Here is a 21,720-nt window from a genome sequence, read left to right on the forward strand (position 1 = left end):
ATTACGGCGGACGCTATAATACGCGCGATTTTTAATATTGCTGCGGATTTACGATCCGACGTTGCAAGAGGTGAGATATGTATGTAGTTGCTGCTTTATATAAGTTTGTCCGTTTACCTGATTACGTTACGCTGCGCGATACCTTGTACGACTACATGGTGGCCAATAAAGTTAAAGGCACCTTGTTACTGGCCGAAGAAGGCATTAACGGTACCATCTGTGGTGAGCGCGAAGGCGTGGATGCGGTTAAAGCCTGGCTGGATGCCGATGGCCGCTTTGACGGCATGAGCTATAAAGAGTCGCTGTCTGATGAGTTGGCGTTTTACCGCACTAAAGTAAAACTGAAAAAAGAAATTGTTACCATGGGCGTTGAGGGTATCAACCCGGCGCACATTGTCGGCACCTATGTTAAAGGTGACGACTGGAATCAACTGATCAGCGATCCTGATACCATCCTGATCGATACCCGCAATGATTACGAAGTGGCTATCGGCACCTTTAAACATGCCGTCAATCCTAACACCACCACCTTTCGTGAGTTTCCGCAGTGGGCGGCAGAAAACCTGGACAAAACCAAACATAAAAAAGTCGCCATGTTTTGCACCGGTGGCATTCGCTGTGAAAAATCCACTGCGTTTTTAAAAGAGCAGGGCTTTGACGAAGTGTACCACCTCGACGGCGGCATTTTAAAGTATTTAGAGGAAATGCCGCAGGAAAACAGCCTGTGGCAAGGCGAGTGCTTTGTGTTTGATCAACGTGTCGCAGTTAAACATGGCCTGGAGCAGGGCAGTTATGATCAGTGCTATGCCTGTCGTATGCCATTATCAACCGCTGAAATGGCATCTGAGCACTATGTTAAAGGCTTAAGCTGTCCACATTGTCATGATAAAACCACTGACGAGCAAAAGGCAGCTTTTGCCGAACGCCAACGCCAGGTTGAACTGGCCAAACAGCGTGGCGATAAACATATTCGCGACGGTAAGTTCGAGTAAGTCAGTTAAGTTTTTTGTGTTCACACAGCCGGCACTTTGCCGGCTTTGTTGTTTCTGTACTATGCCAGTTGTACCGTCAGCAAATAGTTCTAATAAATAGAAAGGTTAAACAGCAATATTGCAATTTTACTTTATTCATATTGCTCTATTATCGCTAAGCTTAAGGAGTGCTGCATGCTAAAAAATAGTTCATCACATTATGGTGTAGTCAGCGTTGTGCTGCATTGGTTGGTTGCGCTGGTGGTATTCGGCTTATTTGCAGCCGGTTTCTGGATGGTAGATTTAAGTTATTACAGTCAATGGTACCGCACAGTGCCGCACTGGCATAAAAGCATTGGCATTTTGCTGGCGATAGTGATGTTACTGCGCCTGTTGTGGCGCTTTATTAGTCCACCGCCACAATCGCTGGCCTCGCACCGGCCCTGGGAGAAGAAAACCTCTGCCATAGTACAATTTTGTTTGTATCTGGCCATTTTATTGCTGGTGATCAGTGGTTATTTAATCTCCACTGAAGATGGCCGGCCTATAGCGGTATTCGGCTGGTTTGAAGTGCCGTCGCTTGGCGCCTTGTTTACCAATCAGGCCGATATCGCCGGTCTGGTACACGAATATGTCGCTTATAGCTTAATAACACTGGCGCTGTTGCATGGCGTAGCAGCATTAAAGCATCATTTTATAGATAAAGACCACACGCTCAAACGCATGTTTGGCCGTAAACCTTAACCCTGGAGAACAAGATGAAAAAACTGATACTGGCTGCGTCGATGGCGGCAATGATGACCTTACCGGCCCAAGCGGCCGATTATGTGATTGACACTCAAGGTGCACATGCTTTTGTCCAATTTAAAATCAGCCATTTAGGCTACAGCTGGCTGTACGGCCGTTTTAATACTTTCTCCGGCGACTTCAGCTATGACGCTGATAAACTGACTGAAGCAAAAATTCAGCTGACTATTGATACTGCCAGCGTTGATTCTAACCATGCCGAGCGCGATAAACATTTACGCAGCGGCGATTTTCTTAATGTCAGCAAACACCCGAAAGCAACCTTTGTCAGCACTAAAATTGTGCCAAAAGCCGGTGAAACCTTTGATTTACACGGCAACCTGACGCTGAATGGCGTGACCAAAGAAGTAGTGATTGCGGCAGAGAAACTGGGGGAAGGCAAAGATCCGTGGGGCGGTTACCGCGCAGGTTTTGCCGGCACCACTACATTGACCCTGAAAGACTTTGCGATTAACACTGACCTGGGCCCGGCATCGGCTACTGTGCAGTTAGATCTGACGGTAGAAGGTATTCGGAAGTAAGCTGGTATAACGCAGGAGATCATCAGATCTCCTGTTGTTTGTGTTCTGCTTCTGTTTCAGCCTTTGCTTCTTTGGGTTTTAACGCACTGAGTAAGCTCAGCAAAATCAGATTAAACTCTTCATTCTCAACCTGGGCATTAGTCAAACCGGCCACCAGCAAACTGGCTTCAAAATTATCACCGGTACGATACATCAGCTGTGCCAGCCGCAAGGTAGCCCACGGCAGAGTTTTGTTATCGCTGTCGCGGTAAAAATCCAGATACTGCTGCAGCGCAGTAATACCCACCATTGCATCCTGATCTGCCACCACCGCTAAACGGCCAATATGGTACAGCGCATTATACTTATCGGTTAAATCCGTAGCATGTTCAGCTGCCTGACGATAGTTGCTAAAGGCCTCATCGTACAGCGCCAACTCATTTAATATTTGCGCTTTACGTGCCAGCAGCCGCGGATTAGGCGGGTTGGGTATTATGCTGTTCAGCAGGGCTAATGCTTCGGTCGGTTTTTTCTCATTCAGTAAAATGCGGCTTTGGGCCAGCAGTGCCTGGGCCGGGTTTTCTTCAGCCAACTGCACTGTCATAGTGTTAGCCAACTCTTTATTACCACCGGCGGCAGCCGGCGCTATGCTGTAAAAATCTATCAGCGCCTGGCGCGCAGCATAGTGATCCGGCTTAATGCTCACCGCCTTTTGCAGCAGTGCGACACCGCGGGCGGCACGCTCTTTGGCGGCAAACACATTACCGTCACTGGCCAGGCGAATTTTACTTAAGCCGGCCAGATAGTTCAGCTCGCTGTTATCCGGAAACTGTTCTATCGCATAGTTAAGCAGGGTATTGGCATCTTCGAGTCGCTGTTGATTAATTAATGCTCTGGCATAAATAACCAATAACTGAGCCTGCTGTTTGTAATCAGGCTGCTGGATCAGTTGGTGTTCAAGCTCAGTATATCTGGCGCTGGCCAGCAGTTGCTCGTAGTGGCTTACATTTGAAGCATGGCTTACGTCTGCAGAAGACACGGCGGCAGCGATAAATAACAGCAGGGCTTTCATCAATGATCTCCTTAAAGATCAGCGCATAATGCGCTTAGTCTGCTGGATCAGCAGAGAAATTACCATACAATCAGGGGATTTCAATTTCGATATCTGTCAACGGCGTGCTACAGCAGGGTAAAAACTCACCTTTACGGACAAAAGCCAGCGGCTCATTGATATAACTGATATCACCCGACAGCAATTTACAACGACATGCGCCGCAATAGCCTTCACGGCAATGAAAGTTTACTGCCAGCTTTTGCTGCTCCAATGCATCGAGCAGGGTGCGGGCGCGGCCATCAAAGTCGATGACAACGCCTGCTGTAACCTTAACCCGGGGCATAGCCTAAAGGTCGAAGTCGCCGAAGTCGCCACCATCAACTTCGTTGTCAATCTGGCCAACCAGATAGGAGCTGATTTCGGCTTCCTGTGGTGCGACCTGCACATTGTCTGATACCAGCCAGGTATTGATCCACGGAATAGGGTTTTGCGTGGTAGAAAAAATAGCTTTCATGCCGATAGCCTGCATCCGGCTGTTGGTAATGTATTCGACATACTGGCATAAAATATCTTTGTTCAGACCGATCATAGAGCCGTCTTTAAACAAATACTCTGCCCAGTCTTTTTCCTGCTCAGCGGCTTTACGGAAAATGGCGTAAGCTTCTTCTTCACACTCTTTGGCAATTTTTGCCATATCGGCATCGTCATCACCGGCGGCCATAATATTCAGCATATGCTGGGTGCCGGTTAAATGCAGTGCTTCGTCACGGGCAATCAGACGGATAATTTTCGCATTGCCTTCCATCAATTCACGCTCAGCAAAGGCAAAACTGCAGGCAAAGCTAACGTAAAAACGGATTGCCTCGAGCACATTGACCGACATCACGCACAGGTATAAACGGCGTTTCAGCTCATACAGGCTGATGCTGTGTGTCTCGCCGTTAATGGTGTGAGTGCCTTCACCGCAGCGCTGGTACAGGTTAATGCCGTCTATCAAATCATCATAGTAGCGGGTGACATCGTCAGCGCGCTCGAGGATCTTTTCGTTCAGCATAATGTCGTCGAATACTTTATGCGGCTCTGAACTGATATTACGCACGATATGGGTGTAGCTGCGGCTGTGAATGGTTTCACTGAAGGCCCAGGTTTCAATCCAGGTTTCCAGCTCCGGCAGTGATACTATCGGTAAAAACGCCACATTAGGCGAGCGGCCCTGCACAGAGTCGAGCAGGGTCTGGTATTTCAGATTGCTGATAAAAATATGCTTTTCATGCGGTGGCAGGTTTTGGTAGTCAATCCGGTCTTTACTGACATCGACTTCTTCCGGCCGCCAGAAAAAGCTCAGTTGCTTCTCAATCAGCTTTTCGAAGATGCCGTATTTTTGCTGATCATAGCGGGAAACGTTCACCGGATTACCGAAGAACATCGGCTCTTTCATCTGGTCATTTATTTGTCGGTTAAAGGTTGTGTACGCCATTGCCACTTATCGTCCTAACAGGGATTTATTACAAAGTACGGGCTGCAGTAGCAGCCCGTTTAGTTAACTATTAAATTTTACAGGCGCCGCCGGCACAGCCGTCGTCTTCCGCTTCAGGCTTAATGTCCTCCTGGACATCTGACGCGCCGTCACGGGTGTTGTGGTAATACATGGTTTTTACACCCAGCTTATAGGCCGACAGTAAATCCTGCAGTAATAACTTCATCGGTACTTTACCGCCGTCGAACTTATTCGGATCATAATTGGTATTGGCCGAGATGGTTTGATCGATAAACTTCTGCATAATCGCCACCAGTGAGATATAGCCGCTGTTGTTAGGAATATCCCATAACAGCTCATACTGGTGTTTCAGCCGCTCATACTCCGGTACTACCTGCTTTAAGATACCGTCTTTACTGGCTTTAACGCTGATATGGCCGCGTGGTGGCTCAATGCCGTTAGTGGCATTAGAAATTTGCGACGAAGTTTCTGACGGCATTAATGCCGACAGCGTAGAGTTACGTAAACCATGACTGAGAATATCTTTACGCAGTTGCTCCCAATCCAGTAACAACGGCTCGTTACACACTTTATCAAGATCTTTCTTGTAAGTGTCTATTGGCAAGATACCCTGAGCATAAGTGGTTTCGTTAAACTTAGGACAAGCGCCAAATTCCTGTGCCAGCTTGTTTGATGCCTTTAACAGATAATACTGAATAGCTTCAAAGGTACGGTGCGTTAAACCGTTGGCTGAGCCATCAGAGTATTTCACGCCGTTCTTTGCCAGGTAATAGGCATAGTTAATTACACCCACACCTAAGGTGCGCCGGCTGATTGAGGCATGGAAAGCGGCCGGAATAGGGTAGTCCTGGTAATCCAGCAGGCTGTCCAGTGAGCGCACGGCCAGCTCGGCCAACGGCTCTAACTCGCTTAAGTCTTCAATAGCACCTAAGTTAAACGCTGACAGCGTACAGAGCGCAATTTCGCCTTCCGGATCGTTAACATCGTTCATCGGTTTGGTTGGCAGGGCGATCTCCAGACACAGGTTACTCTGGCGCACCGGCGCTAACTTGGGGTTAAACGGGCTGTGGGTATTACAGTGATCGACGTTTTGCAGGTAAATACGACCGGTACTGGCGCGCTCCTGCATAAACAGCGTGAACAGCTCCAGGGCTTTTAAGCGCTTCTTGCGGATAGACGTATCGGCTTCGTACTTAACATACAGCTCTTCAAATTTTTCCTGGTCTTCAAAGAAGGCATCGTATAAGCCAGGCACATCAGACGGGCTGAACAGCGTAATATAGTCGTCTTTGATTAACCGGGTATACATCAGGCGGTTAAACTGTACGCCGTAATCCAGGTGGCGTACGCGGTTTTCTTCCACGCCGCGGTTGTTTTTCAACACCAGCAAAGATTCAACTTCCAAATGCCACAACGGGTAGAACAAGGTGGCCGCACCACCGCGCACGCCGCCTTGCGAGCAGCTTTTCACCGCAGTTTGAAAATGCTTGTAAAACGGGATACAGCCGGTGTGGAAGGCTTCGCCGTTGCGGATTGGGCTACCCAGCGCACGAATACGGCCGGCGTTAATGCCGATACCGGCGCGCTGGCTAACGTATTTTACAATGGCACTGGAGGTAGCATTGATAGAATCCAGGCTGTCGCCGCACTCAATCAGCACGCAAGAGCTGAACTGACGGGTAGGGGTGCGCACGCCGGACATAATCGGGGTTGGCAGTGACAACTTAAACAAGGAGCAGGCATCGTAAAAACGGCGCACGTAATCTAACCGCGTGGCTTTAGGGTAGTTAGCAAATAAACAGGCCGCTACCAGCATATAAAGGAACTGGGCACTTTCGTAAATTTCGCCGCTAACGCGGTTTTGCACCAGATATTTCCCTTCCAGCTGTTTAACCGCAGCGTAACTGAAATTTAAGTCACGACCGTGATCAATAAAGCTGTTCATCTGCTCCAGCTCGTCACGGCTGTAATCGGCCAGAATATGCTGGTCATAGCGTTTGGCTTCAACCATCTTCACTACCTGGTCGTACAGGTGCGGCGGCTCAAACTGGCCATAGGCTTTTTTACGCAAGTGGAACACGGCTAAACGTGCCGCCAGATACTGATAGTCCGGGCAGTCTTTTGAGATCAGATCCGCGGCGGCCTTAATAATGGTTTCATGAATGTCTTCAGATTTAATGCCATCATAAAACTGAATATGAGACTTCAGCTCAACCTGCGACACCGATACATTGGATAAGCCTTCGGCGGCCCAGGTAATAACGCGGTGAATTTTATCGAGATCCAAAGGTTCACGGCGGCCATCACGTTTAGTGACGAAAAGAGATTGAGTCATCGCTGCAGATTTCCGTTTCAGTTGTATGTGTTGTTATCATCAGCCATGTAGCGCACGGCCATTTTACCGGCAGCTATTGTTGCTTAATTACACAACATATAGATGCTTTTTAGAAAGTGATCACAAGATAGTGTGGATCCGGCTTTTTTGCAAGGGTGTAATTCGGCAGATTTGCAGCGCTGAAACGGCGGTTAGTAGCTGCTAACCGCGGCAACAGTGTCGTGGGGAAAGCCTGCCTGAAGCAAGCTTTTTTTCTGGTTAAATTTATTTGTTCTATCAATATTTTTTTTATAGCCGCCAGCTATTTAAATGCTGCTAAATTAACCACTGCCTCTGCTCAGGCCGGCTTACGTGCTACTACAATGTAGTTAACATCTACCCCGGGGCCGGTTTTAAAGCTCTGGTTCAGTGGGTTGTAGTGCAGGCCTGTTGCATCCGCCACCTCTAATCCGGCCTGCTCAATAAAACGCATCAGCTCTGACGGGCGGATAAACTTATTAAACTCGTGCGTGCCTTTGGGCACCAGTTTCAATACCTGCTCGGCGCCGACAATGGCCAGCAGCCAGGCTTTACGCGTGCGGTTTAAAGTAGAAAAAAACAGCGTAGCGCCGGGTTTGGCTAAATCGGCACAGGCCTGCACCACCGACATCGGCTGCGGCACATGCTCCAGCATTTCCATACAGGTAACCACATCAAACTGTGCTGGCTGGCTTAGCGCATACTGCTCGGCAGTGGCCTGTTGATAATTGACGCTTACCCCGGCTTCCAGCGCATGTAACTTTGCCACACTGAGCGAGTCTTCGGCCATATCCAGCCCGGTGACATTAGCACCACAGCGCGCCATGCTTTCGGCTAAAATGCCGCCGCCGCAACCAATATCAATAACCGTTTTAGCAAATAAGCCCTGCAGCTCGTCACTGATATAGCTTAAACGTACCGGATTAAGTAAATGCAACGGCTTGAATTCGCCTGACGGGTCCCACCAGCGCGAGGCAATATCGTTAAACTTGGCGATTTCGCCGGCATCAACATTCATATCTGCAGTCATATAACATGCTCGTTAGTTTTTGCGCATTATAAAGCCTTGATCCATTTGAGCAATGCCGAAGCTTAGTTTGCGTTGCATTTGGGGCATGGCAAGCGTGATTTTCTGTGTTAGAATCCTGCGTTGTCTCGCGCTTTATAACATCGACAAAAGCGAGTTATCTATCTGATTTAAGGGAAATTAGCGTTTTATGACAGATCTGGCCAGAGAAATAGTTCCTATTAATATCGAAGACGAATTAAAGAATTCGTATCTCGATTACGCAATGAGCGTCATTGTTGGCCGCGCCTTACCGGACGTAAGGGATGGTTTAAAGCCGGTACACCGCCGCGTGCTGTTCGCGATGAAGGAACTGGGCAATGACTGGAACAAAGCCTATAAAAAATCTGCCCGTGTGGTAGGTGACGTTATCGGTAAATACCACCCGCACGGCGACAGTGCTGTGTACGACACTATAGTACGGATGGCTCAGCCATTTTCGCTGCGCTATATGCTGGTTGATGGTCAGGGTAACTTCGGTTCTATCGACGGCGACTCTGCTGCTGCGATGCGTTATACCGAAGTACGGATGTCGCGTATTGCGCACGAACTGCTGGCCGATTTAGATAAAGAAACTGTCGATTTTGTGCCCAACTACGACGGCACCGAACAAATTCCGGCAGTCATGCCCACCAAGTTACCTAACTTGCTTATTAACGGCTCCAGCGGCATTGCTGTGGGCATGGCCACCAATATTCCGCCGCATAACTTAACTGAAGTTATCGATGGCTGTTTAGCCTTAATTGCGAACCCGGATATCGAGCTGCACGAGTTAATGCAGTACATCCCGGGCCCGGATTTCCCTACCGCCGCTATTATTAACGGCCGCAAAGGTATTGAAGAAGCTTACCGCACCGGCCGTGGCAAGGTGTATATCCGCGCGAAAACAGTGGTAGAAACCGACGAGAAAACCGGCCGTGAAGCCATTATCGTCAACGAAATTCCATACCAGGTTAACAAAGCCCGTTTAATTGAAAAAATTGCCGAACTGGTAAAAGAAAAACGCATTGAAGGCATTTCCGCATTGCGCGATGAGTCTGACAAAGACGGTATGCGCATTGTTATTGAACTTAAGCGTGGTGAGTCAACCGATGTAATGCTGAACCAGCTGTATACCAACACCCAGATGCAAACGGTGTTCGGTATCAATATGGTGGCGTTGGACCAGGGCCAGCCTAAGCTGCTGAGCTTAATTGAAATGCTCAAGTGCTTTGTGTTGCACCGCCGTGAAGTGGTTACCCGTCGTACCGTGTACGACCTGCGCAAAGCCCGCGACCGTGCGCATATCCTCGAAGGTCTGGCCATCGCACTGGCCAATATCGATGAGATTATCGAGCTGATTAAACACTCTGCCAGCCCGGCAGAAGCCAAAGCCGGTTTAGTTGCCCGCGGTTGGCAGTTAGGTGATGTCAGCGCCATGTTAGAGCGGGCCGGTAAAGATGCGGCGCGGCCGGAATGGTTAGAAGAGCACTTCGGTATTCGCGATGGCCTGTATTTCCTCACTGAGCAACAGGCACAGGCGATTCTGGATTTACGCTTACATAAGCTGACCGGGCTTGAGCACGAGAAAATCCTCGACGAATACAAGCAGCTGCTAGAGCTGATTGCCGAGTTACTGCATATTCTGGCGAGCCCGGAGCGCTTAATGGAAGTGATCTGCGAAGAGCTTGAAGCGGTTAAAGCGCAGTACTCTGATGCACGGCGCACCGATATCCAGGACAATATGCTGGATATTAATATGGAAGACTTGATCACAGAAGAAGACGTGGTCGTAACCTTGTCGCACCTGGGCTATGCCAAGTATCAGCCATTGTCTGATTACGAGGCGCAGCGCCGCGGTGGTAAGGGTAAAGCCGCCACCACGGTAAAAGATGAAGACTTTGTTGATAAGCTGTTAGTTGCCAGCACCCACGATACTATTTTGTGTTTCTCTAACCGTGGCCGTCTGTACTGGATGAAGGTGTATCAATTACCGCTGGCCAGCCGTACTGCCCGTGGTAAGCCGATTGTAAACTTACTGCCGCTGGAAGAAGGCGAGCGTATTAACGCTATTCTGCCGGTACGTGAGTACGAAGCTGATAAATATGTGTTTATGGCCACCGCTAACGGTACTGTGAAGAAAACCTCGCTGGTGGAATACTCACGGCCACGTTCAAACGGCATTATTGCCGTTAACCTGAACGACGGCGACCGCTTAATCGGTGTTGGTATTACCGATGGCAGCAGCGAAATTATGCTGTTCTCTGACGACGGTAAAGTAGTGCGCTTCACTGAAGATCAGGTGCGCGGCATGGGCCGTACTGCTACCGGTGTGCGTGGTATTAAACTGCGCGAAGGTGGCTCAGTGGTGTCGTTAATTATTCCAAACGGCGAGGGGCCAATTCTTACGGTAACGGAAAACGGCTACGGTAAACGGACCTCGTTAACCGAATATCCGGCGAAGAGCCGTGCTACTCAGGGCGTGGTATCGATTAAGGTATCCGAGCGTAATGGTCTGGTGGTAGGTGCGGTGCAGGTGAACGAGTTGGATGAAATTATGATGATTTCCAACAAAGGCACCTTGGTACGTACCCGTGTTAATGAAGTATCTGAAGTGGGTCGTAATACCCAGGGCGTGATCCTGATCCGCACCGCTGACAACGAGAAAGTGGTTGGCGTGGCTAAGGTGGACGAAATCCAGGATGCGGAAGAGTTAGCAGCGGCCGAGGCAGAAAAAGCCGCCAGCACTGTACTGACGGACACTCAGTTAGCCCAGGATGAAGAAGAGTAACACCAAATACAAAACGGGCGCTTCTGCGCTCGTTTTGCTTTTTATCAGCGCCAAATTAAAGATCGGCACTAAGCCGGCAGCAGTAATACAACCAAGCCAGTTGAATAGACGTGCTAAATCAGGAGCAAGTAGTAAAGATGACCACTTTTAATTTTTGTGCCGGCCCGGCAATGTTACCGACAGAGGTAATGCAGCAGGCACAACAGGAATTTATTAACTGGCAACAACATGGCTGCTCGGTAATGGAAATCAGCCACCGTAGCAAGCCGTTTATCCGCGTCGCCGCCGAAGCAGAGCAGGATTTACGCGATTTACTCAGTATTCCGGCAAATTACAAGGTGCTGTTTATGCACGGTGGTGGCCGTGGTCAGTTCTCGGCAGTACCACTTAATTTATTAAAACCCGGCCAAACTGCCGATTATATTGTCTCCGGTGCCTGGTCAAAATCGGCGGTGGAAGAAGCGGTAAAATTCGGCAGCATTAAGATGCAGGATATCCGGCAAAAAAGCGCCGGCGGTATCCGTACTGTCATCGCACCAAATGACTGGCAGCTAACCGAAGGCGCAGCCTATGTACATTGCTGCCCGAATGAAACCGTGGATGGTGTCGAGTTTACCGCCTTGCCGCAAACCGACAGCGCTATAGTAGCCGATTTATCCTCTACCATTTTATCCAGGCCAATTGATGTCAGCCGCTATGGCGTTATTTATGCCGGCGCGCAGAAAAATATCGGCCCGTCAGGTTTAACCCTGGCCATAGTGCGTGAAGACTTATTACCCGGCAAAGATGCGGTTATTCCATCGGTACTGGATTATCGTTTAGCCGCAGAAAACGACAGCATGTTTAACACGCCACCTACTTTTGCCTGGTATCTGGCCGGGCTGGTGTTTAAATGGTTAAAACAGCAGGGCGGCGTTACCGCGATGGCTACGCGTAACCGGGTGAAAGCTGGTTTACTGTATGATTATATTGATAAAAGTGATTTCTACAGCAATGACGTCGACCCGGCGTACCGGTCGTGGATGAATGTACCGTTTTTCTTAGCTGACGAGCGTTTAAACGATATGTTTGTCGACCAGGCTGAAACACATGGCCTGCTGGCATTAAAAGGCCACCGTATGGTTGGCGGTATGCGGGCCAGTATCTACAACGCTATGCCAATAGCGGGCGTACAAACCCTGGTGAGCTTTATGCAGGAATTTGAGCGGGTACACGGATGAAAACATTAACCCTTAACCCTATTGCCAAGGTTGCCGGTGAAGTGCATTTGCCCGGCTCAAAAAGCATCTCTAACCGCGTGCTGTTATTAGCGGCACTGGCAGAAGGCACAACACAGATCACGAACTTGCTTGATAGCGACGATATCAGGCATATGCTTAATGCCTTAACAGCGCTCGGTATCAGTTATAAGCTGTCTGATTGTCGCAGCAAATGTGAGGTACATGGCATTGGCGGCCTGTTTAACCATCCGCATGCACTGACCATGTTTCTGGGTAACGCCGGCACCGCAATGCGGCCATTAACTGCGGCGCTGGCAGCGTCCAATGTCGATGTGACCCTAACCGGCGAACCACGGATGTATGAGCGGCCTATTGGTCACTTGGTTGATGCATTGCGCCAGTGGCAGGCCGATATCCGCTATCTTGGCAGCGAAGATTTTCCGCCATTGCAGATTAAAGGCAAGCCGCTGCAGGGCGGCAGTATGCAAATTGACGGCAGCATTTCCAGCCAGTTTTTAACCGCCGTGTTAATGGTGGCGCCGCTGCTTGATGGTGACAGCGAGATAAACATCATCGGTGAGCTGGTATCCAAGCCTTATATTGATATTACGTTGGCGCTAATGCAGCGTTTTGGCGTTAGCGTGCAAAACCATGACTACAAGCGTTTTAGCATTAAGGGTAATCGGGTGTACCGCTCGCCCGGCCAGTGGCTGGTAGAGGGTGATGCGTCATCGGCTTCTTACTTTTTGGCGGCGGCGGCGATTAAAGGCGGCAGCATAAAAGTGACCGGCATTGGTAAACACGCAGTGCAGGGTGATATTCATTTTGCCGACGCATTGGAAGCCATGGGCGCTGATGTCGAGTGGGGCGATGACTATATAAAGGTTACCCGTAACCAACTTAACGGCATAGACCGCGATTATAACGCTATACCCGATGCCGCCATGACCATTGCCACCACAGCGTTATTTGCCAAAGGGCCTACGGTTATCCGCAATGTCTATAACTGGCGGGTAAAAGAAACCGATCGCTTAGCAGCCATGGCAACGGAGCTGCGAAAAGTCGGCGCAGAGGTAGAAGAAGGCCACGATTACATTAAAGTGACACCGCCGGCTACACTTAAGCACGCCAGTATTGCCACCTACAATGACCATCGTATGGCCATGTGTTTCTCGTTAGTGGCACTGAGCGATACTGCTGTGACGATCGAAGATCCGGATTGTACTGCCAAAACCTTCCCGACCTATTTCAGTTTATTTCAGCAACTGGCGTGTTAAATCACCCGGAGCATCCGGACGCGTAGCCTTCCAACTGCGCGTCTTTCCTTCGTTTTATCTTAATTAAACACAGATTTTGTCGCAAAAAGCTGTATAATACTGCGGTTTTGAAATCCGATTAACCAGTAGTTTGAAAGGGGGTAGGATGCCACACTCTGCAGCAGTAATTACCATCGATGGCCCGGGCGGTTCCGGCAAAGGCACAATTTGTCGCCTGCTGGCACAACGTTTAGGCTGGCAATTACTCGACAGTGGCGCAATATACCGCGTACTGGCCCTTGCCGCTGTGCACCATAATATTCCCTGTGATGATGAAGAAGCCCTGCAGCCGTTAGCGGCTCATCTGGATGTACAATTCAGCAGTGACGAACAGGGCAATGTGCGTATTACGCTGGAAGGCGAGAACGTATCACACACTATCCGTACCGAAGAAGTCGGCGGCCTGGCATCGAAAATAGCCTCGTTACCCAGGGTGCGTGAAGCCTTATTGCGCCGTCAGCGTGCTTTTGCTGAAGCACCGGGCTTAGTGGCCGACGGTCGCGATATGGGCACTGTGGTTTTTCCGCAGGCAGACGTTAAAATCTTTTTAACAGCCACCGCGGAAGAGCGCGCCAGACGGCGTTATTTAGAGTTGAAAGAAAAGGGCTTTGATGTTAATATCGGCGACCTTTTGAACGAAATCCAAGCCAGAGACGAGCGCGATATAAACCGTGCCACCGCGCCGCTGAAACCAGCTGCCGACGCCTATATGCTGGATTCGACCAATAAATCGATTGAACAAGTGTTGGAAGAGGTACTGAACTACGCCGGGATGAAATTACCCGCTGTGGTGTGAACCAGGCCAAAACCGTATTTTGGACAGCCTGTTAAACGGATTTAAACAGGTAAATTTAGCAACCCCATATGAACATGATGTTCTGTGGCGCACTTAACTGAAAAAGTGAATATGACTGAAAATTTTGCACAATTATTTGAGGAAAGCCTCAAGTCGATCGAAACCCGTCCGGGTGCCATTGTTAAAGGTACTGTTGTAGCCGTTCTGAAAGACGTCGTCATGGTTGACGCCGGCCTGAAGTCAGAAGCCGCTATTCCGGTTGAGCAGTTCAAAAATCTGAGCGGCGAAATCGAAGTAAGCGTTGGCGACATCATTGACGTTGCTTTAGATGCGATTGAAGACGGTTTCGGTGAAACCCTGTTATCTCGCGAAAAAGCCAAACGTCACGAAGCCTGGGTACGCCTGGAAAAAGCCTGTGAAGACAAAGAAACTGTTATCGGTGTTATCACTGGTAAAGTTAAAGGTGGTTTCACAGTTGAAGTTGACGGTATTCGTGCATTCTTGCCTGGTTCATTAGTAGACGTACGTCCGGTGCGTGACACGTTGCACCTGGAAAACAAAGAACTTGAGTTCAAAGTTATCAAGCTGGATCAGAAGCGTAACAACGTGGTGGTATCACGTCGTGCGGTTATTGAATCAGAAAGCAGCCATGAACGTGACCAGCTGTTAGAAACGCTGGAAGAAGGCATGGAAGTTAAAGGTATCGTTAAGAACCTGACTGACTACGGTGCATTCGTAGACTTAGGTGGCGTAGACGGCTTACTGCATATCACTGATATGGCATGGAAGCGCGTTAAGCACCCAAGCGAAATCGTTAATGTTGGCGACGAAATTCCGGTAAAAGTACTGAAATTCGACCGCGAAAAACAACGTGTATCTTTAGGTCTGAAGCAAATGGGTGAAGATCCATGGGCCGCTATCGCATCACGTTACCCTGAAGGCGCCCGCATTACTGGTCGCGTAACTAACCTGACTGATTACGGCTGCTTCGTAGAAATCGAAGAAGGCGTTGAAGGTTTAGTACACGTGTCAGAAATGGACTGGACCAACAAAAACATCCACCCATCTAAAGTGGTTAACTTAGGTGATTCAGTGGAAGTTATGGTTCTGGAAATCGACGAAGAACGTCGTCGTATTTCTTTAGGCCTGAAACAGTGTAAAGCCAACCCATGGGAAGAGTTCGCTAAGGGCTTCAACAAGGGTGATCGTGTAAGCGGTAAGATCAAGTCAATCACTGACTTCGGTATCTTCATCGGCTTAGACGGCGGCATCGATGGTCTGGTTCACTTATCAGACATCAGCTGGAACGCCACTGGCGAAGAAGCGGTTCGTGAATTCAAGAAAGGCGACGAAGTACACGCAGTTGTGTTACAAGTTGACCCTGAGCGCGAGCGTATTTCTTTAGGTATCAAGCAGCTGGACGAAGACCCGTTCAACGGCTACCTTGCTGACAACAAAAAAGGTGCTATCGTTAAAGGTGAAGTAACTGCCGTTGACGCTAAAGGCGCTACTGTTATGTTAGAAGGTGCTGTAGAAGGTTATGTTCGTGTATCTGATATCGCGCGTGAGCGTATTGAAGATGCCACTACGGTACTGAAAGTAGGCGAAGAAATTGAAGCTCGTTTAATGGGTGTTGACCGCAAAAACCGCGTAATCAGCCTGTCAATCAAAGCGAAGTTCGAAGCTGAAGAAAAAGAAGCTATGGATACTGTCAACAGCAAGCAACAAGAAGCTGATTTTGGTGGTAACGCTATGGCCGAAGCATTTAAAGCTGCTCAGAAGCAGGATTAATTGCCAGCAAAGCAGGGGGCTTGTGCCTCCTGCTTTATCCAACCGCAGGTTTGCCGGAGGGTCTATGACCAAATCTGAATTAATTGAAAAATTAGCTACTGATTTCCCCCATATTCAGGTCAAGGATGTTGAAGCTTCAGTTAAAGAAATCCTCGAGCAGATGGCACAATCATTAGCTGGCAACGAACGTATCGAAATTCGTGGCTTTGGCAGTTTCTCATTGCACTACCGTGCTCCACGCGTAGGGCGTAACCCTAAAACCGGTGATAAAGTTGAACTGGACGGTAAATATGTACCGCATTTCAAGCCGGGCAAAGAATTACGTGACCGCGTAAAAGATAATACCTGAACCTCATTATCCTGAGTTTGCAGGCGTAAACGGAGTTTCCCTTGCGCAGACTACTTTATATCGCAGTAATAGTAGCCCTGATTGTAGTAGGGGTGCTGTTTGGCTCTATTAATCAGCAACTGACTGATTTACACCTTCTTGTTATCAGTGCCCGCTTAAGAGTTGTCGACATCGCACTGATCTTCCTGTTATTAGGCATTGTACTTGGCCTGATGATAGCTCTTCTGTACTCATTGCAACGTAAAGCTAAGGGTTGGCTGCGTAAATCAACGGAAAACAGCTAGCCTATGTTAGAGCTGCTGTTTTTGTTATTACCGGTAGCAGCAGCCTATGGTTGGTTTATGGGCCGCAACAGCGTTAAGCATAAAGAGCTGAAAGGCCGCGCCAACATTACCCGCAATTTGTCGTCCGGCTTAAATTTTTTATTAACAGATCAGGAAGATAAAGCGATAGAGCAGTTGCTTGAACTGCTGGATATCGAAGCGGCTACCATTGAAACCTATCTGGCATTGGCCAACCTGTTTCGCCGCAAAGGCGATTGGGATAAGGCGATCCGCATTCATGAAAAGTTACATCAGCTAAAGCTACCCAAGCCACAGGCACAACAAATTCAGTTTGAACTGGCAAAAGACTATTTCTCTGCCGGTTTATATGACAGAGCAGAAAAACTGCTGGTTAACCTGGTAAAATCGCCGGTACTGGCCGAGAGCGCATTAAAGCAGTTATTCAGTATCTTTATTGCTACCCACGAGTGGCACAAAGCCGCGCAATACAGTGCCGCAGTAGATAATACCGATTCGCGCTCTTTGCGTATTGCCCAGGCGAATATGCAAATTGAAGCTCTTAAACAGTTGCCGCAGCAAGATGCCGACACACTGCTGCAATTGGCAGAGCATTACCCGGCCGCTATCCGGCCAAAGTTTGAATTAGCGCAACTGGCGCTTGGCCGCCAACAAACAGCACTGGCCAAATCAGCATTGCTGTATATTGTGGAACATAAACCGCAGTGGAGCGCCGAAATACTACCGCTGTTGCAGCAATGCGATCTTGCCGATGATGAGTGGTATCAGCTGCTAAGCCAGCTGGCCAATAAACAGCACAATATTACCGCCATAGTGCTGTTGGCGCGCTGGTTGGCTGAACACGGTTCCGCCACGGCTGCCGAGCAGTTTTTGCTTGATAAGCTAAAACAGCAACCCGGCATTCGCTTGTTCCAGCAGTTATTACAAATACGCCAGCAGCAATCGGCACCGGCGGCTGAGGTGTTATCCTCTGTTGAAGAGCTGGTGAACGCCTACCTGGAAAAAAAATCGTTATACAGTTGCCGCAATTGCGGCTTTAAAACCCGCAAACATTATTGGTTGTGTCCGTCTTGTCAGCAATGGGAAAGTGTAGAACCCATTCGCGGCATCGACGGTCGTTAGAAAGGAAAGCAGATGTCTTGTCAAACCCCGGTGGTGGTCGCCCTTGATTTTGAACAAAAAGCCGCAGCGCTGAACTTAGTCAGCCAGCTGGATCCAACCTTATGCCGGCTAAAAGTGGGCAAAGAAATGTTTACTCATTTCGGCCCGCAGCTGGTGCAGGAATTACAGCAGCGCCGCTTTGATGTATTCCTCGATTTAAAATTTCACGATATCCCCAACACCGTGGCCAAAGCAGTTAAAGCTGCTGCCGATCTTGGCGTATGGATGGTCAACGTACATGCCAGTGGCGGCAGTAAAATGATGAGCGCAGCGCGTGAATCTCTGGTATCTTATGGTACTGATAAACCTCACCTTATTGCCGTTACCGTGTTAACCAGCATGGAGCAGAGCGACCTGACTGAGCTGGGTATTAACCTGACACCGGCACAACAGGTGGTAAAGCTGGCCGGGTTAACGCATAAGGCCGGTTTAGACGGAGTGGTGTGTTCAGCACAGGAAGCTACACTGTTAAAACAACAGTTTGGCAACGCCTTTTGCCTGGTTACCCCGGGTATTCGTCCGGCCAGCAGCAGCCAGGACGACCAAAAACGTGTGATGACACCGGCGCAAGCATTAGCCGCAGGTGTCGACTATATGGTGATCGGCCGTCCCGTTACCAAGGCCGCGAAGCCACTGGACGCGCTTAATGCCATAGTACGGGAGCTTTCAAACGCTTAATTAATCAGGAGGTTAGGGTGGATGGCATAAACCTCGCAATATTAGTTGGCGGTCTTCTTTTTGTAATCAGTATTATAGCAACGCTTATTTCGGCGCGTCTTGGCGCGCCTATGCTATTGATATTCCTTGTTATTGGCATGCTGGCCGGCGAAGAAGGCCTGGTTGGCATTCAGTTCGACAATCCGCAGGTAGCATTTTTAATCGGCTCTATCGCGCTGGTGATCATTCTGTTTGACGGCGGTATGCGTACCCACCCCGAGCGTTTTCGCGTCGCCCTGGCGCCGGCATCAATGTTAGCAACGCTTGGCGTAGTGTTAACCTGTGGCATTGTCGGCGTTTCAGCGGCTTATTTATTGGATATGACCTTGCTGCAGGGCTTATTGCTCGGCGCAATTCTAAGCTCTACCGATGCGGCTGCGGTATTTTCTATTTTCCAGTCACAAGGCCTGCGTATTAAAGAGCGGGTGGCCTCAACGCTGGAAATTGAGTCGGGCAGTAATGACCCAATGGCGGTAATACTGACATTAACCCTGGTGGGCGTACTGGCCGAGGGCAAAACGCTAAGCTGGGAAGTGGCCACCATCTTTTTACAACAAGCCGTAGTCGGCGGTGTTATGGGTTATGCAGCAGGGCGGGTGTTTGTGTTTTTATGCCGCAAACTGCCGCTTAGTTTTGCCTTTTTCCCGTTGTTGGCGGTGGCCAGCTGTATCTTTATTTATGCGCTTACCAACTCCTTTGGTGGCAGCGGCTTTTTAGCTGTGTATTTAATGGGTTATCTGGTGGGTAATGCCCGGTTACCGCAAATTATCCATATCCTGCGCATGCACGATGGTTTAGCCTGGATCAGCCAAATTGGCATGTTCCTGATGTTAGGTTTGCTGGTAGTACCAAGTAATTTAATGAACCACCTGGTGCCGGCACTGATATTGGCCGCGATCCTGATCTTTATCGCCAGGCCGGTGGCAGTGTTTCTCAGCTTAATTCCGTTTCGTTTTCCGGCGCGCGATCAGTTGTTTATCAGCTGGGTTGGCTTGCGCGGTGCGGTACCGATTATTCTGGCGTTGTTCCCGTGGTTAGCCGGCATGCCGGATGAACATTTATATTTCGACGTAGCCTTTGTGGTGGTGATCGTCTCTTTAGTGGTGCAAGGCTGGAGCATAGTGCCGGTAGCACGTTGGTTAAAACTGGAAGTACCGGCCGAACTGGCGCCAGACCAGGCCATGCCGTTGGACGCTGTACCCAGTAACGATGTAATGGAAGTGTTGGCGTTTAAAGTAACCGATACATCACCGGTGCTGGCATTAAGCTGGCAAGATTTAGCCTTTAAACAGCCAATCCAATTTTTAGGCGTAATACGCGACGGCGAATGGATCCTGCCGGAGAAAAAACCGGTATTTAACGCTCACGATACCTTAATGGTGTTGGCCAAGTTAAAGCATGTACAAAAAATCAGTGAAGTGCTGGCCAAAGATGCAGAGAAATCTGTACTGAGTAACAGCAGCTTCTTTGGTGATTTCGTACTTAACGGCGATATCAGCCTGAGCGATTTAGATTCATTCTATACGATAAACTTTGCCGGCGAAGACAAGCAGCAAACACTGTCTACCTATATAGCGCAACGTTTTCACCGCCGCGTGGTTATCGGCGACCAGGTGCGGTTGGATCAACTGTTACTTACAGTACGCCAGGTGAACGAAGCCGGCGAAGCAACTCAGGTAGGTATAAAACCGGTAGAAGCGGCTTAATTAAATTAAAGCGCCTAATCAGGCGCTTTGGTTTCCAGCAAACGCTCCAGCTTGGTTTTAGCCATAACGTACAGGGTTACGGTTTCTTTTAATTCAGCATGGGCATGTGCCAAAGCGTTATGTTTTTTCTCCAGCTCATCAAAGTCTTTTTTCAGCTGCACATATTCGGCAAGGCCTTTAAAGATAGCTTTAGAGTAAGTAAGCTCGGCAGTCATACGCTGCGCTTTGGCTAAAATATCCAGTTGTTCGTCATTGGGGCGAATAGTAAGTGCCATACATAACCTGTAAGGTAAAAAACAGTATGACAGCATTTTACAGCGTTAAGCTTAAATGAAAAGCCTGAATTGAATTCATACGGTGATTTAACAGATGTAAGGCGGACAATCTGATAGCAATAGTGCCAAAGCCAACAAATACTTTATAGCCCATAATGTATATTATGTTAAATTGATAATTATTATAATAAGGCTGTTTTAAGCAAACTACCGCAGCAACTCCTCCAGCTTCCTCTCAAACAGTTTTCGGCACCTTGGATGGCTACCATCGCCAAATGAATCAAAGTAACCCTTTTCACTCCATCGCAACCAGCGTTCAACAGCGCTGTGCAAACCAAAGTTGTCTGCTTCGGCGTCCACACCATTTAAGAAATGTTCAGGCCTTTCAAAAAACTGATCGATATACCAGACTGCAGATGATGCAACAGCAACGCTGCCATCTTGATAATCGTATTCAGGAATAACCATTCCGCGGTTAAACTTTTTCAGCCAGTCTTTATTTGCATACTTACCAACTTGTTGAATACCGGACTTAACCAGCAAGCCGCAGTTTGCTGCAAAATCTGCACGGCTTTTCCAGTAGCCAATACGTAAATGTCCTACCGGATAATATCTGACGATTTCGCGATTATTAATTGCGCCTATCGTCTCTACAAACAGAAATGCACCATCTGAGTTGTCATCTGCGTGCGCAGACTCATGCGTTCTAAGCACATAGCACCACAACTCATTGGTTGTTTGCTTAAGCTCAGTTATGTGCTGTTCAAATTCTTCCGGGTGTTTATAAAAGTCTGGTACGTTGTAAATTTTATCGCTTACGCACTCCAGCCAGTCCTGCCTTACGCCGAATAAGCTGGATGCTTGCTGCAAAATTTCCGGTGTAAGCAGTTTACTCAGCTCGGCCAGATCGGTCATTGCATGCAGTGTTATGCCATGGCAAAAAAAAGCCGGTATCTGGTTGCGGTGCACACCATGGCACTCAAACAGATAAATAAAACGCTCCGGAATGGTGTTTAAGGTATCGCGGCTAACGTCTTTTCCCTTATTAAAAGGTAACGATTTCAGATT

Annotated in this window: 20 protein-coding genes; 13 read left to right on the forward strand and 7 right to left on the reverse strand. The window is 48.7% G+C overall.

The annotated features are described in order from the left end of the window. Positions 1 to 77 precede the first annotated feature (77 nt). The 3 genes from trhO to ACTZWV_RS08395 all read left to right on the forward strand — a co-directional run bounded on the left by trhO (position 78) and on the right by ACTZWV_RS08395 (position 2,299). On the forward strand, positions 78 to 992 hold the full coding sequence (trhO, locus tag ACTZWV_RS08385) for an oxygen-dependent tRNA uridine(34) hydroxylase TrhO (protein WP_444786113.1): 915 nt from the start codon (positions 78 to 80) through the stop codon (positions 990 to 992). Between the two features lie 174 nt (positions 993 to 1,166). After that, positions 1,167 to 1,715, forward strand: coding sequence for a cytochrome b (locus ACTZWV_RS08390; protein ID WP_444786114.1), 549 nt, complete (start codon positions 1,167 to 1,169; stop codon positions 1,713 to 1,715). Between the two features lie 14 nt (positions 1,716 to 1,729). After that, entirely contained in the window at positions 1,730 to 2,299 is a 570-nt protein-coding gene (locus ACTZWV_RS08395; protein ID WP_444786115.1) for a YceI family protein, read from the forward strand. Positions 2,300 to 2,321: 22 nt separating this feature from the next. Here ACTZWV_RS08395 and ACTZWV_RS08400 read toward each other — a convergent pair whose 3' ends face one another. The 5 genes from ACTZWV_RS08400 to ubiG all read right to left on the reverse strand — a co-directional run bounded on the left by ACTZWV_RS08400 (position 2,322) and on the right by ubiG (position 8,213). Continuing rightward, positions 2,322 to 3,350, reverse strand: a complete 1,029-nt coding sequence (locus tag ACTZWV_RS08400) for a hypothetical protein (RefSeq protein ID WP_444786116.1) — start codon at positions 3,348 to 3,350, stop codon at positions 2,322 to 2,324. Between the two features lie 70 nt (positions 3,351 to 3,420). Further along, complete coding sequence (gene yfaE / locus ACTZWV_RS08405; protein WP_444786117.1) at positions 3,421 to 3,675, reverse strand: class I ribonucleotide reductase maintenance protein YfaE; 255 nt, start codon at positions 3,673 to 3,675, stop codon at positions 3,421 to 3,423. Between the two features lie 3 nt (positions 3,676 to 3,678). Further along, complete coding sequence (gene nrdB, locus ACTZWV_RS08410; RefSeq protein WP_444786118.1) at positions 3,679 to 4,809, reverse strand: class Ia ribonucleoside-diphosphate reductase subunit beta; 1,131 nt, start codon at positions 4,807 to 4,809, stop codon at positions 3,679 to 3,681. A 70-nt stretch (positions 4,810 to 4,879) separates the two neighbouring features. After that, on the reverse strand, positions 4,880 to 7,165 hold the full coding sequence (gene nrdA, locus ACTZWV_RS08415; protein ID WP_444786119.1) for a class 1a ribonucleoside-diphosphate reductase subunit alpha: 2,286 nt from the start codon (positions 7,163 to 7,165) through the stop codon (positions 4,880 to 4,882). Positions 7,166 to 7,502: 337 nt separating this feature from the next. Then, positions 7,503 to 8,213 carry a bifunctional 2-polyprenyl-6-hydroxyphenol methylase/3-demethylubiquinol 3-O-methyltransferase UbiG gene (gene ubiG / locus ACTZWV_RS08420; protein ID WP_444786120.1) on the reverse strand — a complete coding sequence of 237 codons (711 nt, stop codon included), beginning with the start codon at positions 8,211 to 8,213 and terminating at the stop codon, positions 7,503 to 7,505. A gap of 187 nt (positions 8,214 to 8,400) precedes the next feature. On the opposite strand from ubiG, the gene gyrA reads away from it, so the two are divergent. The 10 genes from gyrA (at position 8,401) to ACTZWV_RS08470 (ending at position 20,377) form a co-directional block, all read left to right on the forward strand. Then, a complete protein-coding gene (gyrA, locus tag ACTZWV_RS08425; RefSeq protein WP_444786121.1) occupies positions 8,401 to 11,019 on the forward strand; it encodes a DNA topoisomerase (ATP-hydrolyzing) subunit A in 2,619 nt (872 codons plus the stop codon). A gap of 137 nt (positions 11,020 to 11,156) precedes the next feature. Beyond that, positions 11,157 to 12,239, forward strand: a complete 1,083-nt coding sequence (serC, locus tag ACTZWV_RS08430) for a 3-phosphoserine/phosphohydroxythreonine transaminase (protein ID WP_444786122.1) — start codon at positions 11,157 to 11,159, stop codon at positions 12,237 to 12,239. Further along, positions 12,236 to 13,516: a 3-phosphoshikimate 1-carboxyvinyltransferase gene (gene aroA / locus ACTZWV_RS08435; RefSeq protein ID WP_444786123.1), complete on the forward strand. Its 1,281-nt coding sequence runs from the start codon at positions 12,236 to 12,238 to the stop codon at positions 13,514 to 13,516. The genes serC and aroA overlap by 4 nt, the downstream gene beginning before the upstream one ends. Positions 13,517 to 13,661: 145 nt before the next feature. Further along, entirely contained in the window at positions 13,662 to 14,351 is a 690-nt protein-coding gene (gene cmk / locus ACTZWV_RS08440; RefSeq protein ID WP_444786124.1) for a (d)CMP kinase, read from the forward strand. Between the two features lie 111 nt (positions 14,352 to 14,462). Continuing rightward, complete coding sequence (gene rpsA, locus ACTZWV_RS08445) at positions 14,463 to 16,142, forward strand: 30S ribosomal protein S1 (protein WP_305551688.1); 1,680 nt, start codon at positions 14,463 to 14,465, stop codon at positions 16,140 to 16,142. A gap of 22 nt (positions 16,143 to 16,164) precedes the next feature. Continuing rightward, positions 16,165 to 16,491 (forward strand): integration host factor subunit beta, encoded by a 327-nt coding sequence (gene ihfB, locus ACTZWV_RS08450; RefSeq protein ID WP_305550762.1) that lies wholly within the window; start codon positions 16,165 to 16,167, stop codon positions 16,489 to 16,491. Between the two features lie 41 nt (positions 16,492 to 16,532). Continuing rightward, positions 16,533 to 16,775 (forward strand): DUF1049 domain-containing protein, encoded by a 243-nt coding sequence (locus ACTZWV_RS08455; RefSeq protein ID WP_444786125.1) that lies wholly within the window; start codon positions 16,533 to 16,535, stop codon positions 16,773 to 16,775. A gap of 3 nt (positions 16,776 to 16,778) precedes the next feature. Beyond that, positions 16,779 to 17,915 carry an N-acetylglucosaminyl transferase gene (locus ACTZWV_RS08460; RefSeq protein ID WP_444786126.1) on the forward strand — a complete coding sequence of 379 codons (1,137 nt, stop codon included), beginning with the start codon at positions 16,779 to 16,781 and terminating at the stop codon, positions 17,913 to 17,915. A 12-nt stretch (positions 17,916 to 17,927) separates the two neighbouring features. After that, on the forward strand, positions 17,928 to 18,632 hold the full coding sequence (pyrF, locus tag ACTZWV_RS08465) for an orotidine-5'-phosphate decarboxylase (protein WP_444786127.1): 705 nt from the start codon (positions 17,928 to 17,930) through the stop codon (positions 18,630 to 18,632). A 17-nt stretch (positions 18,633 to 18,649) separates the two neighbouring features. After that, positions 18,650 to 20,377 (forward strand): potassium/proton antiporter, encoded by a 1,728-nt coding sequence (locus ACTZWV_RS08470; protein ID WP_444786128.1) that lies wholly within the window; start codon positions 18,650 to 18,652, stop codon positions 20,375 to 20,377. Positions 20,378 to 20,391: 14 nt separating this feature from the next. On the opposite strand, the gene ACTZWV_RS08475 is transcribed toward ACTZWV_RS08470, so the two are convergent. Both ACTZWV_RS08475 and ACTZWV_RS08480 read right to left on the reverse strand, forming a co-directional pair. After that, entirely contained in the window at positions 20,392 to 20,652 is a 261-nt protein-coding gene (locus ACTZWV_RS08475; RefSeq protein ID WP_305550756.1) for a hypothetical protein, read from the reverse strand. Between the two features lie 207 nt (positions 20,653 to 20,859). Beyond that, positions 20,860 to 21,567: a hypothetical protein gene (locus tag ACTZWV_RS08480; protein ID WP_444786129.1), complete on the reverse strand. Its 708-nt coding sequence runs from the start codon at positions 21,565 to 21,567 to the stop codon at positions 20,860 to 20,862. Positions 21,568 to 21,720 lie beyond the last annotated feature (153 nt).

Source organism: Rheinheimera sp. NSM, from assembly GCF_052380015.1.
Classification (GTDB): Bacteria; Pseudomonadota; Gammaproteobacteria; order Enterobacterales; family Alteromonadaceae; genus Alishewanella.

Bases quoted from the DNA above. Each gene is read 5' to 3' on its own strand.
- trhO (WP_444786113.1), top strand. From the start codon at position 78: ATGTATGTAGTTGCTGCTTTATATAAGTTTGTCCGTTTACCTGATTAC.
- ACTZWV_RS08390 (WP_444786114.1), top strand. From the start codon at position 1,167: ATGCTAAAAAATAGTTCATCACATTATGGTGTAGTCAGCGTTGTGCTG.
- ACTZWV_RS08395 (WP_444786115.1), top strand. From the start codon at position 1,730: ATGAAAAAACTGATACTGGCTGCGTCGATGGCGGCAATGATGACCTTA.
- ACTZWV_RS08400 (WP_444786116.1), bottom strand. From the start codon at position 3,350: ATGAAAGCCCTGCTGTTATTTATCGCTGCCGCCGTGTCTTCTGCAGAC.
- yfaE (WP_444786117.1), bottom strand. From the start codon at position 3,675: ATGCCCCGGGTTAAGGTTACAGCAGGCGTTGTCATCGACTTTGATGGC.
- nrdB (WP_444786118.1), bottom strand. From the start codon at position 4,809: ATGGCGTACACAACCTTTAACCGACAAATAAATGACCAGATGAAAGAG.
- nrdA (WP_444786119.1), bottom strand. From the start codon at position 7,165: ATGACTCAATCTCTTTTCGTCACTAAACGTGATGGCCGCCGTGAACCT.
- ubiG (WP_444786120.1), bottom strand. From the start codon at position 8,213: ATGACTGCAGATATGAATGTTGATGCCGGCGAAATCGCCAAGTTTAAC.
- gyrA (WP_444786121.1), top strand. From the start codon at position 8,401: ATGACAGATCTGGCCAGAGAAATAGTTCCTATTAATATCGAAGACGAA.
- serC (WP_444786122.1), top strand. From the start codon at position 11,157: ATGACCACTTTTAATTTTTGTGCCGGCCCGGCAATGTTACCGACAGAG.
- aroA (WP_444786123.1), top strand. From the start codon at position 12,236: ATGAAAACATTAACCCTTAACCCTATTGCCAAGGTTGCCGGTGAAGTG.
- cmk (WP_444786124.1), top strand. From the start codon at position 13,662: ATGCCACACTCTGCAGCAGTAATTACCATCGATGGCCCGGGCGGTTCC.
- rpsA (WP_305551688.1), top strand. From the start codon at position 14,463: ATGACTGAAAATTTTGCACAATTATTTGAGGAAAGCCTCAAGTCGATC.
- ACTZWV_RS08460 (WP_444786126.1), top strand. From the start codon at position 16,779: ATGTTAGAGCTGCTGTTTTTGTTATTACCGGTAGCAGCAGCCTATGGT.
- pyrF (WP_444786127.1), top strand. From the start codon at position 17,928: ATGTCTTGTCAAACCCCGGTGGTGGTCGCCCTTGATTTTGAACAAAAA.
- ACTZWV_RS08475 (WP_305550756.1), bottom strand. From the start codon at position 20,652: ATGGCACTTACTATTCGCCCCAATGACGAACAACTGGATATTTTAGCC.
- ACTZWV_RS08480 (WP_444786129.1), bottom strand. From the start codon at position 21,567: ATGACCGATCTGGCCGAGCTGAGTAAACTGCTTACACCGGAAATTTTG.